16 protein-coding genes are annotated in these 13,860 nt (G+C 37.0%); 4 read left to right on the top strand and 12 right to left on the bottom strand.

Features of this window, described 5'->3' with window-relative positions; all coding sequences use genetic code 11:
• Window positions 1-34: 34 nt before the first annotated feature.
• Window positions 35-1,327: a S1C family serine protease gene (locus BLS02_RS16775; RefSeq protein WP_092494183.1), complete on the top strand. Its 1,293-nt coding sequence runs from the start codon at window positions 35-37 to the stop codon at window positions 1,325-1,327.
• Window positions 1,328-1,572: 245 nt separating this feature from the next.
• The gene (locus tag BLS02_RS16770) at window positions 1,573-2,334 is read left to right on the top strand and encodes a zinc ribbon domain-containing protein (RefSeq protein WP_092494182.1); all 762 of its coding nucleotides are present in this window, start codon (window positions 1,573-1,575) and stop codon (window positions 2,332-2,334) included.
• On the opposite strand, the gene BLS02_RS18835 is transcribed toward BLS02_RS16770, so the two are convergent.
• The 6 genes from BLS02_RS18835 to BLS02_RS16745 form a co-directional block, all read right to left on the bottom strand.
• The gene (locus BLS02_RS18835) at window positions 2,331-2,456 is read right to left on the bottom strand and encodes a zinc ribbon domain-containing protein (RefSeq protein ID WP_139180812.1); all 126 of its coding nucleotides are present in this window, start codon (window positions 2,454-2,456) and stop codon (window positions 2,331-2,333) included. The genes BLS02_RS16770 and BLS02_RS18835 overlap by 4 nt on opposite strands.
• A gap of 129 nt (window positions 2,457-2,585) precedes the next feature.
• On the bottom strand, window positions 2,586-3,248 hold the full coding sequence (locus BLS02_RS16765) for a TraR/DksA C4-type zinc finger protein (protein WP_092494181.1): 663 nt from the start codon (window positions 3,246-3,248) through the stop codon (window positions 2,586-2,588).
• A 77-nt stretch (window positions 3,249-3,325) separates the two neighbouring features.
• On the bottom strand, window positions 3,326-3,772 hold the full coding sequence (locus BLS02_RS16760; RefSeq protein WP_092494180.1) for a GNAT family N-acetyltransferase: 447 nt from the start codon (window positions 3,770-3,772) through the stop codon (window positions 3,326-3,328).
• Window positions 3,772-4,074 carry a hypothetical protein gene (locus BLS02_RS16755; protein WP_092494179.1) on the bottom strand — a complete coding sequence of 101 codons (303 nt, stop codon included), beginning with the start codon at window positions 4,072-4,074 and terminating at the stop codon, window positions 3,772-3,774. Before BLS02_RS16755 ends, BLS02_RS16760 begins: the two co-directional genes overlap by 1 nt.
• Before the next feature lies 1 nt (window position 4,075).
• Window positions 4,076-4,765, bottom strand: coding sequence for a class I SAM-dependent methyltransferase (locus BLS02_RS16750; RefSeq protein WP_092494178.1), 690 nt, complete (start codon window positions 4,763-4,765; stop codon window positions 4,076-4,078).
• A gap of 84 nt (window positions 4,766-4,849) precedes the next feature.
• Window positions 4,850-5,047 (bottom strand): cold shock domain-containing protein, encoded by a 198-nt coding sequence (locus tag BLS02_RS16745; RefSeq protein WP_090867773.1) that lies wholly within the window; start codon window positions 5,045-5,047, stop codon window positions 4,850-4,852.
• A gap of 306 nt (window positions 5,048-5,353) precedes the next feature.
• Here BLS02_RS16745 and trhO point away from each other — a divergent pair, with 306 nt between their 5' ends.
• Window positions 5,354-6,325: an oxygen-dependent tRNA uridine(34) hydroxylase TrhO gene (gene trhO / locus BLS02_RS16740; protein WP_092494177.1), complete on the top strand. Its 972-nt coding sequence runs from the start codon at window positions 5,354-5,356 to the stop codon at window positions 6,323-6,325.
• An 81-nt stretch (window positions 6,326-6,406) separates the two neighbouring features.
• On the opposite strand, the gene BLS02_RS16735 is transcribed toward trhO, so the two are convergent.
• Together BLS02_RS16735 and BLS02_RS16730 are read right to left on the bottom strand one after the other, a co-directional pair.
• Window positions 6,407-8,356, bottom strand: a complete 1,950-nt coding sequence (locus BLS02_RS16735; protein WP_092494176.1) for a TRAP transporter permease — start codon at window positions 8,354-8,356, stop codon at window positions 6,407-6,409.
• Between the two features lie 73 nt (window positions 8,357-8,429).
• Window positions 8,430-9,428, bottom strand: coding sequence for a TAXI family TRAP transporter solute-binding subunit (locus BLS02_RS16730; protein WP_092494175.1), 999 nt, complete (start codon window positions 9,426-9,428; stop codon window positions 8,430-8,432).
• A 331-nt stretch (window positions 9,429-9,759) separates the two neighbouring features.
• On the opposite strand from BLS02_RS16730, the gene BLS02_RS16725 reads away from it, so the two are divergent.
• On the top strand, window positions 9,760-10,239 hold the full coding sequence (locus BLS02_RS16725; protein ID WP_092494250.1) for a glutathione peroxidase: 480 nt from the start codon (window positions 9,760-9,762) through the stop codon (window positions 10,237-10,239).
• A gap of 40 nt (window positions 10,240-10,279) precedes the next feature.
• Here the strand turns inward: BLS02_RS16725 and BLS02_RS16720 are convergent, their stop codons facing one another.
• The 4 genes from BLS02_RS16720 to BLS02_RS16705 are packed head-to-tail and all read right to left on the bottom strand — an operon-like array spanning window position 10,280 to window position 13,672.
• Window positions 10,280-10,999 (bottom strand): amino acid ABC transporter ATP-binding protein, encoded by a 720-nt coding sequence (locus BLS02_RS16720; protein WP_092494174.1) that lies wholly within the window; start codon window positions 10,997-10,999, stop codon window positions 10,280-10,282.
• The gene (locus tag BLS02_RS16715) at window positions 10,992-11,651 is read right to left on the bottom strand and encodes an amino acid ABC transporter permease (RefSeq protein WP_092494173.1); all 660 of its coding nucleotides are present in this window, start codon (window positions 11,649-11,651) and stop codon (window positions 10,992-10,994) included. The genes BLS02_RS16720 and BLS02_RS16715 overlap by 8 nt, the downstream gene beginning before the upstream one ends.
• Window positions 11,652-11,682: 31 nt before the next feature.
• Window positions 11,683-12,459 (bottom strand): transporter substrate-binding domain-containing protein, encoded by a 777-nt coding sequence (locus BLS02_RS16710; protein WP_092494172.1) that lies wholly within the window; start codon window positions 12,457-12,459, stop codon window positions 11,683-11,685.
• A gap of 52 nt (window positions 12,460-12,511) precedes the next feature.
• Window positions 12,512-13,672: a M20 family metallopeptidase gene (locus BLS02_RS16705; protein WP_092494171.1), complete on the bottom strand. Its 1,161-nt coding sequence runs from the start codon at window positions 13,670-13,672 to the stop codon at window positions 12,512-12,514.
• Window positions 13,673-13,860: the final 188 nt, after the last annotated feature.

The following is a 13,860-nucleotide window of genomic DNA, read 5'->3' as shown; positions in this document are numbered from 1 at the left end:
GAATTGTACTATACATGAAAAGGGTGATGTTTTTATGGATCGCAACGATAATGATAATAATAAAGAGTTGGAAGAAAACACTTTAGATAAACAAGAACAAAAGACAGAAGCAAATCCTGGTATTGCAGAAACAGCAAGACAAAATGCTAAACCAAAGCAGGACAAACCTAAACAAAAATCAGGTGTCAAAACACTTATGAGCGGAATTGCTGGTGGTGTGATTTCAGCAGTAATAGTTGCTTTATTATTCACAACAAACATTATTCCATTAAATCAGCAGGAAAATAGTAATTCTGCTTCTTCAGAAAGCAATGAGCAAACAGCACCTGAAATAGCGGAAACGGTGTCATCAGACAGCTCAAATATTGCTTCCAACATGGATGAGGCATCCAAGGCAGTAGTAGGAGTTATCAATAAACAGCAGCAAAGTGTATGGACCCAAAGCCAACAAGCAGGTGCTGGTTCTGGTATAATTTATAAAGAAAAAGACGGAAAAGCGTATGTCGTAACAAATCAGCATGTTGTTAAAGGTGCAGAAGAAGTAGAGATTGTTTTAAATAAAGATACTCGTATTTCAGCAAAAGTCTTGGGAACAGATTCATTTACAGACTTAGCTGTACTTCAAATTGATGGTAAAAAAGTAAACACAGTAGCTGACCTTGGTTCTTCAAAGAATTTAAAAGTTGGTGACACTGTAGTAGCTATCGGAAATCCACTAGGAATGAATTTCGCCAACTCAGTCACAAAAGGTATAATTAGCGGCCTTGATCGGTCAGTAAGTATTGATACAAATGGTGATGGACAGCCAGACTGGATTACTGAAGTTATTCAAACTGATGCAGCAATTAACCCAGGTAACAGTGGTGGTGCTCTCATCAATTCTAAAGGTGAAGTAATTGGAATTAACTCTATGAAAATAGCAAAGACATCAGTAGAAGGTATTGGTTTTTCCATACCAATTGATGAAGCACAGCCAATTATGAAACAACTTGAAAAAGATGGCGAGGTAGCACGTCCATTCATTGGAATAAGTACTGCATCAATGGGCCAAGTGCCACCGCAATATCGTGATCAAATTCAACTCCCGGAAAATGTTGAAGGCGGTATGGTAGTCGCCAAAGTCCAGCAAGGTTCACCAGCAAGCCAAGCAGAACTGCAACAGTTTGACGTTATCACCAAAATTAATGGTAATAAAATAACATCCATTTTGGACCTGCGAAAATATTTGTATAATGAAACAAAAATTGGTGAGTCAGTTGAGCTAGAGATCTACCGGGATGGTGAACCTCAGAAAATAGCATTAGAGTTAGTCAAGCGTGAACAATAATTACCCCCTTTTTTTAAACTTGCAGTGAAAAACACTGCAAGTTTTTTTATTTCTAACTGCATAAGTGCAATCAAGGCATTCCCCAGTAAGTCTTGGAGAATAATGCCAATAACAATAAACTTTTATTAAACAGCCTTGTTATTAAAAGAATATATTACCTATTTATGTTAAATTTATTATATAATGTGAAATAGAAGAGTATATTGCACTATTAACCAGTAATTAATTATAAAGGAAGTGATTCTATGCAATGCCCTTCATGCGGTCAACAAACAGCGGAAGGAAAGTTTTGTACTAATTGCGGTGCTCAATTAGTCAAGGATAATCAATATGAATCAGTCGCTGCTGTCAGCACTACTCCATCAACTAATCAAAATCCAAACGAAACAGTTGAGAAATTGAAGACTACCGGATCTAATTTCGGCCATTTTTTTGTAACACTAGTTAAAAACCCAAGTGAAGCAAAAAAAGCTAATGGATCTGATATGAGTTCAGGAATAATTACATTTGTATTATTTTCATTATTAATCGCTTTAAGCTACCATTTGATTCTTAGTACCATTCAAATGGGGTTCTTTATGCAAATAACATTTTGGGATAGTTTTATTTTGCCATTTATAATTTTCAACATTTTGTACGTACTGATTGCTGGATTAACATTCGCTGGTACAAAGCTCTCCGTTCAAGCAGTTACGTTTCCAGATGTTATCGCCAAATATGGTGCATATTTAGTCCCGTTTTTACTTTTATATACTGCGGGAATACTATTTTGGCTAATTGGCCTTTCATCAATAGCTGGAATGCTTTTACTTTTAAGTATTCTTAGCACACTGCTTATTGCACCTACATTTATTTTAGTAGAACAGACACCTAATGGATTTGATCGAATTTATGTATTGATTGGGTTACACATTATTATTTTATTAGTGTTTGGATTTTTCATACAATCATTCATGAATTCAATGCTCGGAAACTTTATGAACATGATGTTTAATAACGGTTTTTAAAAGTAGAAAAGCTCCTCAAAACGAGGAGCTTTTTTTGTTGTAAAACCATCTAACATTTTAGAGAGGCCTGTCTCAGTCATAGGTACTACTTTCTGATCGGCATTGGTACCGCCACATTTAATACATGATTTACCATTGTAATTAGAAAACTCAGTTTTTCATTCATAAATTTCCTTCACGTAGTAAGAAAGTATTTTTACTATCTTACTACAAAAAAATTCGTACACAGGAAAAACTTAAGCTGTGCACGACTATTCTTCTTCATATTTCTGATGATTAGGTGTCACTCCTATAAAATCACCGTCCCGGTCAGCTGCAAGATAACTCTCCTCATCCTCGACATTGCCCACATTTTCATCACTGTTTGGGTACATTTCATTATAGCTATCCTTTTCACCATAAAAATCGGATGGCGATTCAGTTGTTCCATACCTGCTTACTTCCTGCCAAGCATCTTCTGCATCGTAGCCAGTCTGTTCTTCTTCCGTAACCTCATTAGGATTAATGTTAGGACTAAAAACTTGTTCCTCAACAGGACGATCACCCATAAAATTACCGTGTTCCGCATGATCCAGACATCGATCTGCAGTAGGAATTGCTTGTAGACGTTCAAACGAAATATCCTCACCACATTTACTGCAAATACCGTATGTTCCATCCGCAATAGCATGAAGGGCGGCATTGATATCTTCGAGTTCTTTTTCAGCATGTTCATTCAGTGCTATATCTTTTCCCCGTTCAAACATTTCTGTTCCTTGGTCTCCGGGATGATTATCATAATTTGACAACTCACTCATCGATTCTTTTATTAATTCGAGATCAGTGCCAAAGTGGTCTTGAACATGATTGATTAATTCTGATTGTCGTTCCAATAAAGCTGCTTTACATTGATAAAGTTGATTGTTATTTATCACAGCAGTCAGCCTCCATTTCATGTGATTAAAATTGGCTCGCTAACTATACTATGTGAAAAAATATAAAGGTTGATACCTTATTTTGCCTCCCAAATCATGTCAATATGGGGAATTCCATCCTCCAAATACGACTCTGTAACCTGTTCAAAACCTAGCCCTGAGTAAAAATCTTTTAAGTATTCCTGCCCTTGGACTTTAATCCTTTTTTCATTCCACTCGTTTAATACATAATCTATTGCATTTTGCATAATTTGACGGGCATATCCTTGACGACGAAATTTTTCTGCAACTGATACACGGCCTATTGAAACTTCCAAATACTTGGAATTACTTGGAAGTATACGGACGTTTGCGGCAAACTCACCATTTATTTTCAAAAAAAAGTGTAATGCAAGTTGATCATAATTATCTAGTTCAGGATATGGACAGTTTTGTTCAACTACAAAAATATCCACCCTTAATTTCAACAATCCGTATAATTCATCATTCGTTAGTTCATCGAATGACTTTATTGACCATTCCACTATCTTTTCACTTCCTTATCAATTTCTTCCTGTACGATAAAAGCCAAGTCGTCATTACCAAACAGCTGAAGCACATTAAGTACCGTTTGGCTTGGTATTTCTTCAGATTCCTTCTTAGGGACAGTTAATTCTAATGCTTCTCTAAGTGCATCATTTTTCGTTTGTGAAGGATACGCTTTTTCATACAATGATTTTGGATCAAGATCGTTGTTAATACACCATTGCGCATATATAAGAATCATCATTTTCTCATCTTGCTGGTAGTTTTCAATTACCTGTTGCTCAACTTCTTTTTCATCCATTTTATTCACCTACTTTTCGCAGCATAAATACCCATAGAAATGTTAAAGCCTGTTTAAGTTCCAGGGTTAAATCCTTATAGTGGTGCTCTTTTACTTCTTCTTTAAAAACACCAAATCCATCGACATATTGTAAATTATTTTCAGATGCAAGTTTTTGGAATTCCCAAGGCATCATCGTATTACAAATCGCTTTTTCACCTTGAAGTCGAGGGTAACTATTTGTTCTTGGCCCTGCTGTCGGCCCAAGAATTCCAACGCACAGTAAACCATCTTTTTTAAGGACTCGATGAAACTCACGTACAGCTTTCTCAGGGAATTCCGTCCATTCCAGAACATTAATTGCCATAATACCCTCACAACTATTGGCGTTAAACGACAGTTCCCCAGCATCTCCTTGCATAAATTTTATTTCTTCTTTATTTAATCGTTGCTTTGCCCTTGCAATCATTTCAGTTGAAAGATCCATTCCTACTACATTATATCCTAACTTATGTAATTTGTAGGATCCATACCCATCTCCACATCCAATATCAATAATAGTGCTCCCTTCATTCAAATGCTTCTTTATAAAAGGAACGATATCTTTTCTGCTGCCATTATCCCACATATTTGTACTACGTTCATTCCAAAAAGCTGCACGGTTATCCCACTGAACTTCAGCTTCTTTTTGCCAATTAAATGAATATGCCACGAAATCCCTCCAATTAAGAATATTTTCAGTTTAAACTAAAAAAAGGTTTACCTCACGAAGAGATAAACCTTTTTGTATCATCTATTATAGACGTGTTACGTTAGCTGCTTGTGGTCCGCGGTTGCCTTCAACGATTTCAAACTCAACGTCTTGACCTTCTTCAAGAGTTTTGAAACCTTCTGCATTGATTGCTGAGAAATGTACGAATACATCGTCTCCGTCTTCGCGTTCGATGAAACCGAATCCTTTTTCAGCGTTAAACCATTTTACTTTACCAGTCATTAAAATGACCTCCCTATATACAAATATCGTGCAAAGTAATTGAATCATAAATACTTTTACACCACTTTGATAAAGAGATCGTAAAGTATTACAAACTTCAATTTCCTATTGCACTTATTACTTTACCCTTTTCAGAAATAAAAAGCAAGTAATTTGATAAATTATTTTCTGCAAGATTTTTCTGCAAAAGCCATAGTTGAAAATGTCTAAATAAATTGGTAAAATATTATCTTGCAAGAATATAAAAAAATACCGACTACCAAACATTTATATCTTGCAAATATGAATGACAGGTGGTAATTAAAAATGATAAACAGTAAGGAATACCAGGTATTACTGTACTACAAGTATGTCCAAATTGAAGATCCTGAAGAGTATGCTATGGAGCATCTGCAATTCTGTAAGGACCTTGACTTAAGAGGACGTATTCTGGTTGCTGATGAAGGCATCAATGGAACAGTATCTGGAACGATAGAACAAACAGAGAAATACATGGAAGCAATGCACAACGATCCGCGTTTTGCTGATATGACATTCAAAATTGATGAACATGAAGGACATGCATTCAAAAAAATGCATGTACGCCCACGAAGTGAAATAGTATCACTTCGTTTGGAGGATGACATTAATCCTAAACAAACGACAGGCAAATATTTCGAACCAGAGGAATTCTTTGAAGCTATGCAGGATGAGAACACTGTCGTCCTGGATGCACGTAACGATTACGAATATGATCTTGGGCATTTCCGTGGAGCTATCCGCCCAGACATTGAAGCATTCCGTGAATTACCTGAGTGGGTGGAAAACAATAAACACCTCATTGAAGGGAAACGTATATTGACCTATTGCACTGGCGGAATTCGTTGTGAAAAATTCTCTGGCTGGTTAGTTAAAGAAGGATTTGAAGACGTTGCGCAGCTGCATGGCGGAATCGTATCATATGGAAAAGACCCTAATGTACAAGGAGAGCTTTGGGATGGTCAATGTTACGTTTTTGACGAACGAATTTCCGTGCCTATTAATAAAAAAGACCACGTTGTAGTCGGCGTGGATTACTTTGATGGTCAGCCATGTGAACGTTATGTTAACTGTGCTAATCCTGAATGCAATAAACAAATTCTTTGCTCAGAAGAAAGTGAGCATAAATATATGCGTGGCTGTACGCACGAATGCCGTATAAGCCCTCGAAACATGTACGTAAAAGAACATGATTTATCTGAAGAAGAAGTCCAGGAACGACTCGCAGCACTTGAAGAGGATATAAAGCAAGAAGTTTAAGCACAAAAGTGTAATTAGTTTTCTTAATAATGAAAAGGTAGGCGAGATAATCTCACCTACCTTTTTTTAATGTTAAATTTACTAAGATGTTTGCTGTTTCTTTTTATCTGATTTACTTTGAAGGAATTGAATTGTTGTAATTACTCCAAATACCACTAAACCTACTAATGAAAATTTGATATCTGGATATACAAGAAGTAATCCTCCAATTATTAAAACAATTCGTTCAATCCGATTTAATGTGTTTACATAATAACCTATCAAACTTGAACTAATTGCAGCCATTCCAAGCATTGCTGTAATAACAGCTATCGATACATTTGTTACATTCGCATCTGCTTGCAATAACAGGATCGGCTGCGAAACAAACATATATGGAATAATAAATGCTGCAATCGCTAACTTAACAGCAGTTACACCAGCTTTCATTGGATTCGCTTTTGCTATACCTGCCCCTGCATATGCAGCTAAACAAACAGGCGGTGTAATATCAGCCACGATTCCAAAGTAAAATACAAACATATGAACAGCAATTACCGGTACATCAAATGCCAGTAGTGCAGGTGCTGCCATTGTTGCTGTTACTACATAGTTTGCAGTGGTCGGCAGTCCCATGCCTAGAATAATACATGCTACCATGGTAAATACCATTACAAGGAAGAATTGGCCTTGTGCAAGATCGATTATTCCACCAGCAATTTTTGGACCTAATCCTGTTGTTGTTACAGTCCCAGCAATAATACCCGCAGTAGCACAAGCTGCAATTACTGGCAAAGCTGTCCTGGCACCTTCTTCTAGCAAATTAACAATACCTTTAAACGACATTCTAGTATCTTTTCTAAAGAAACTAATGATAAATGCAACAAATATTGCAAATAAAGCCGCGAAAGTTGGTGTATATCCAGCAAGCAAGAATCCAACAATTATGACTAGTGGTGCAAATAAATCTAGCCTCTTAATAAGATTTTTCGTATTAGGTAATTGTTCCTTAGCAAGACCTAATATGCCCTGCTTTCTAGCCTCAAAGTGTGTACCCATGAATAAACCAGAGAAATAAAGTACTGCCGGAATAATAGCAATTAAAATTATTTCATTATACGGAACCCCAGTATAAGATGCCATTATAAATGCAGCAGCACCCATGATCGGTGGCATAATTTGTCCACCAGTAGAAGCCGCTGCCTCTGTCGCAGCAGCAAAGTGCGGTTTAAAACCTGCATTTTTCATCATAGGAATGGTAAATGAGCCTGATCCAACCGTATTAGCTACCGAACTACCACTTACCATACCTTGAAGTCCACTTGCTGCAACAGCAGCTTTTGCAGTTCCACCAGTGTATTTACCTGTTAAACGCAACGCAATATCATTAAAAAATTGGCCGATGTTTGTTTTTACCAAGATTACTCCAAAGAAGAGGAATAAATAAATGTATGTGGATGAAATTTGTATAGGGATACCAAAAATGGAGCTTGAACTAAAGAACATTTCAGTTGCAAGAGACGGCCAATCATAACCAGCGTGTCCGATAATTGGAATGTACTGACCAAATAAACCATAAAGCAAGGCAAGTATTGCAATTATAACTATAGGTAGTCCAACAACACGTCTAGTTGCTTCAAGCAATAAAATTATTCCAGCTGTTGCTACAATTTGATCCAGCGCTGTGAAACCAAATATAATCGCTTCATTAATCAGATGATCATAATTGTAAATAATATAGTAATTTGATAGAAGTGCAGCTATAGCTAATAGGGCATCATACCATGGAACCCCTCTACGCTTAGTCATAGATGGTTTTATTGGGTATAACAGATATACCAGACTCAAGCCTGCACCAAGATGTATTGCCCCTTGAATTAAGGAGACCTTGGAACCATAAAATGCAGTGTAAAGCTGGAAAATGGTTAAAGCAGCACCAATTATAAGGGTAATCCATCCCCAAGGTCCGAGATTAGTACGGAAAGCACTTTCTTTGTCGTATTTAGCCATCAGTTCATGCTTGTCGATTTCTTCTGTATTCTGATCAGCCATCGCTTCCCCCTCCATTTCTTCCTGTCTATGTATTGAGGAGAAAAAACCGGACTAAATTGTCCGGTTTTTTCTATTACTCCGTAATACCGACTTCTTTAAAGTACTTTTCTGCACCTGGGTGAAGTGGTAAATCACTAGCACCAGTTAGTGCGCTATCTTCTGTTATTAATTTTGCCTGTTCGATAGTCATAGCATCTGTTTCTTCAAATAATGTTTTTGTTATTTGGTAAGCAAGGTCTTCACTTACCTGTTCTGTAGAACCTAGTAGTAACGCCATAGCAGTTACTGTTTGAACTGGTTCTTCCTGCCATTCATATGTTCCTGCTTCAACTGTATATGCTTCATATTGACTGTTATCTACTACTTCTTGCAAAGCGTCTCCCTCAATATCAAGGAATTTAACTTCTTTTGTAGCGTTAGCAAGCTCGTCCGTTGTTGATGATGGAACACCTACAACTGCAAAGGATGCGTCGATTGTACCATTTTGTAATTTACTTTTGGCATCTCCAAATCCTTCTTCATAAGCTTCGTAATCGCCTTCTTCAATGCCGTATGCACTTAAGACCATCTCTGCTGCTTCACGAGTTGCTCCGCCTGGAGGCCCGATTGCAACTTTTTTACCTTTTAATTCTTCTATTGATTCGATTCCTGTTGAATCAAGTGTTACTACTTGTAACCCCTCTGGATATAAAGAAGCGATTACACCTACTTTATCAGTAGTCTTCCCTTCAAACTCTCCTGTTTGATTGTTGGCGTTAATCATTGTGGTATTTTGTGCTATACCTAGTTGAAAATCACCTGATTGTATCTTTGCGATATTTTCAACTGAAGCACCTGATTCCACTGAACTAACATCGAAGCCATCTACATCAATATTGTCCTTAAATAGATTTGCCATTTCACCGCCAAGTGGATAGTAAACACCACCAACACTGCCAGTTCCCATGGTTAGGTTGGTCATAGTTCCATCAGAGTCTCCTCCGCCTGAACCTTCACCACTGTCGCCACACGCACTTATTACCATGCTTATGGCAAGAATTAAAATTAACGAGAATAGAGTTCTTTTTCTCAAAGTAACTCCCCCTTTTAAATTATTTTTTATTTAAACCATATTAGCAAAACCAATATGTTTCAAACCAGAATAAACGACCTTCTCTACTAGAGAAGTAAATGAAAACGCTTTGCCATATTATTTTACCTTTTATTTAAGTATAGTTCAAGTTACAAAATGGTTTCGTATGTTGTCTAATAATAAATACACAAGTTTTTTGACAATTATGCATATTTATTGCTATCCTTTTATTATAATGTTGATTTATCGCAAAACCCATAATGGCAAACCCTAAACTGCACTTATGCATAAAGAAAGGAAAAATATTCTACTAAAAAGGAGGCTGATTTGCATCAGTGTATATGATTTTTCTGCAAAGATGATGTCAGGCGAGGAAAAATCACTGGCAGATTATAAAGGAAAAGTTCTTCTAATAGTGAACACTGCAAGTGAATGCGGTTTTACCCCCCAACTCGATGGACTCCAAAAGTTATATGAAGCTAATAAGGATAAAGGTTTTGAAGTGCTCGGATTTCCATGTAACCAATTTAATAATCAGGATCCAGGTTCAAATGAAGAGATTGCCAATTTCTGCGAGCGCAATTACGGTGTAACCTTTCAAATGTTTAGTAAAGTAGACGTTAAGGGCGAAAATTGCCATCCTTTATTTGTTTATTTAACACGACAAGTAAAAGGTATGCTAACCAAACAGATAAAGTGGAACTTCACTAAGTTCCTAGTCAATAAACAAGGAGAAGTAATTGATCGATTTGCTCCCCAGACAAAGCCTGGAAGCTTTAAGAAAGATATAGAAAATGCAATTCACGCTTAAAAATATTACCCGATGAGTGGCAGTCTCATCGGGTAATATTTTATAATATTTTATCCAGGAACCCTTTTGCCCTATCAGTTGTTGGTGAATTGAAAAAAGTAGTTGGTGGACCTTCTTCCATTAATTTTCCTTCATCTAAAAATAAAACAAGATCAGCTACTTCCCGTGCAAAATTCATTTCATGTGTGACCACAACCATTGTCATCCCCGTTTGCGCTAAATCTTTCATTACATCAAGCACTTCTTTGACCATTTCAGGATCAAGTGCAGAGGTCGGCTCATCAAACAACATGACAGCAGGTTCCATCGCTAAAGCTCTAGCAATTGCTACGCGCTGTTTTTGGCCACCAGATAACCTGTTCGGATAGGCATCAAGTTTGTCACCCAGTCCTACCTTGTTAATTAACTGGGTTGCTGTTTCTTCCGCTTCATTAGTCTTCAACTTTTTTACTTTCTGTGGTGCATAAGAAACATTATCCAATACTGTCTTATGAGGAAACAAGTGAAAGTGCTGGAAAACCATACCGACCTGCTCACGGACTTCCAGTTTATTAGTAAGGTTGGTTATCTCACTATTATTAAGCCAAATTGAGCCCGATGATGGTTTTTCCAATAAGTTTAAACACCGAAGAAAGGTTGATTTTCCAGATCCGGATGGACCAATTACAGCAACTACTTCTCCCTGATTAATCGTAGTTGATATATCTTCCAGTACTGTATTACTGTCAAACGTTTTCGTCACTCCTTCAACCCTAATCACTGTATCTCAGCTTCCTTTCTACTACTTTTCCTATTTGTGTCATTAAGTACACCATTACCCAGTATATAAAACCTGCCAGTAATAATGGCTCAAAGTTACGATATATATCTGCACCAACAATCTGTGCTCGCCGCATCAAATCCAAATAACCAATTGTAGACACAATAGCAGATTCCTTCGTAAGAGTTATAAATTCATTCATTAGAGCTGGTAATATATTTTTAATTGCTTGCGGTAATATGATGTTTAACATCATCGGTTTATATGGGACACCAAGTGCTTCTGCCGCTTCAGTTTGTCCCTTGTCTACCGCCATAATACCTGCACGAATAATTTCAGATACATAGGCAGCTGAATTTAGCCCAAATGCCAATACCGCCGTCAAGAATTCTGGTATATCGTAACCAGTTAACTGCGGTACTGCAAAATAAATAATCATCAATTGCAAGATAAGTGGTGTACCACGGAAAATTGATGTATACACATCAGCAAATTTTTTTAGGAAAGGTACTTTTGTAATTTTACATAATGCTAAAAGTATACCTAAAATAAAGCCAACAATAATAGACATACTTACAAATTTTAATGTAACCCATATTCCTTCAAGTATAAAAGGAATATAAGGCACAATTTGGGAGAAGTCCAAATTCATGCCTGCCACCTCATCTTTCTAGCTGTTATTTTTACTCTGATAGCCATTTATCCTTTAATCCCTGTAGTTTTCCGTTCTTTTCAATTTCTTTAAGCACCTTATTTACATCATCAACTAAATCACTATCTTTTGGAAAAGCAATTCCCATGCCTGGTGAGCTTGTTGTAGGGTCATCAAATCCTGAAAATCCTTGTTCCTCTATATAACCCACTGCGACTGTCTTATCCATATAGGCAACATCAACCCGATTTGATTTTAATTCCTGAATTAGGATGCTTGAATTATCCACTTTTTTAACAGCAAATCCGTATTCCTTACTAAGCTTTTCTGCACCCTCTTCCTGGATGGTTCCAAGCTGAACACCGACTGTTTTTCCTTCCAAGTCTTCTAATCCTTTAATCTCTGAATCTTTTTGACTGATAAACATCTCACCTGAATGGTTGTACTCCGTGGAAAAATCGACATTTTTTTTACGCTTCTCAGTCGTACTCATCCCTGCCATAACCATATCGACACGACTAGACTGTAAAGCACCAATCAATCCATCAAATTTCATATCTTCTATTTCCAGTTCATATCCTAGTTTGTCTGCAATCAAGTGTGCTAAATCAATGTCAAAGCCTTCAAAGTTCCCCTCTTTATCACGAGATTCAAATGGTGGAAAATCAGCTGATGTAGCCATTTTTAATACTTCCTTACCTTCTGAATTACCTGATGAAGCATCTGCGTTCCCTTCACTAGTTCCACAAGCCGCGAGCATACTAATAATTAATAATAGAGCAATAAATTTACCGAATGAATATTTCATGATATCTCCCCTTAATTTATAATTTAATCCTTATATATTTCGTGCATAAACACTACTTACTTTGCAAAAAGTCAGTTTGAATTTCTTTTAATAATTCTTTATCTGTTAAAACATCGTAGCCAGTCTGCGCTAATGATAATGCCCCGTTCGAAATAATTTGGTGACCTGTTTTGGTAATGGTTTTGTCCGCGAATTCCTTCGTATGTGCTATTAGTTCAGGTTCATGTAAACCAATGTATGGGTGAATTGCTGGAACAACCTGACTCACATTTCCCATATCAATTGAACCGTATCCTTGTTTCGCTGGGTTCAAATTCTGAGAGTCTACTAGTTGGAGATTTTTATTAAAAGCTTTGGAAAGTGCATTATTCGTAATCATTTCATCATAACTTAATTCATAATTTGAAATAGTTAGCGTCGCTCCAGTCATAAGTTCTGCACCACGTGCTATATTCTTAACTTTATCCACCACACCATTTAACGTTGATCGCTCTTTTGCACGAATATAAAACTGCGCTACAGCCTTATCAGGTACTACATTTGCCGCTTGACCGCCCTCAGATATGATGCCATGAATCCGTATATCAGAAAGAAGGTGTTCACGAAGTGCATTGATACCATTAAATAGCTGAATCACAGCATCCAACGCATTAATTCCCTTTTCCGGTGAAGCTGCAGCATGTGAAGACTTGCCTGAATAGTCAAATTGGATAGCGTCCATTGCAAGTGACTCACCACTCTCATATGACTGATCAGCAGGGTGTAAAATCATTGCTGCATCTATGTCGGCAAATGTACCTTCCTCACTCATTGGTACTTTCGCTCCGTTTGTTTCCTCTGCCGGTGTGCCTAAAACTACTATAGATCCCCCGATTTGATTTACCAGTTTACTAAGTATTACACCAGCACCGACTCCCATTGTTCCAATCATATTGTGTCCACACCCATGACCAATACCAGGCAGTGCATCATATTCGGCTAAATATGCAATAGTTGGACCCGGTTTCTGGCTCTTAAATACAGCTTTAAAAGCTGTCGGCCGATTCACAATGCCAGTCTCCAATTCAAATCCATTCTCTTCAAGAAAATCTGTAAGCAGCTTCATAGATTTAAATTCCTCGTTACCCAACTCTGGATTAGAATAAAGATGGTCACTCATACTCCATAATTGCTCTTCAACCTTGTTTATTTCCTCACTAAGTAAATGCTTCATATTTATTCACCTTTTTGTATATTTATTAGTTATTATGTATATTTATAACATAGTTCACACAAAAAATGCAACTACTTTTTAAAAGTTTTCTTGTCTGGTTGAAGTTCTCGATATCTGGTTGAAGTTCTCGATATCTGGTTGAAGTTCTCGATATCTGGTTGAAGTTCTCGATATCTGGTTGAAGTTCT

Origin of the sequence: Virgibacillus salinus (assembly GCF_900102415.1) — a bacterium.
Taxonomy (GTDB): Bacteria; Bacillota; Bacilli; order Bacillales; family Amphibacillaceae; genus Lentibacillus; species Lentibacillus subterraneus.
This window is presented reverse-complemented; position numbering and strand designations above follow the sequence as displayed.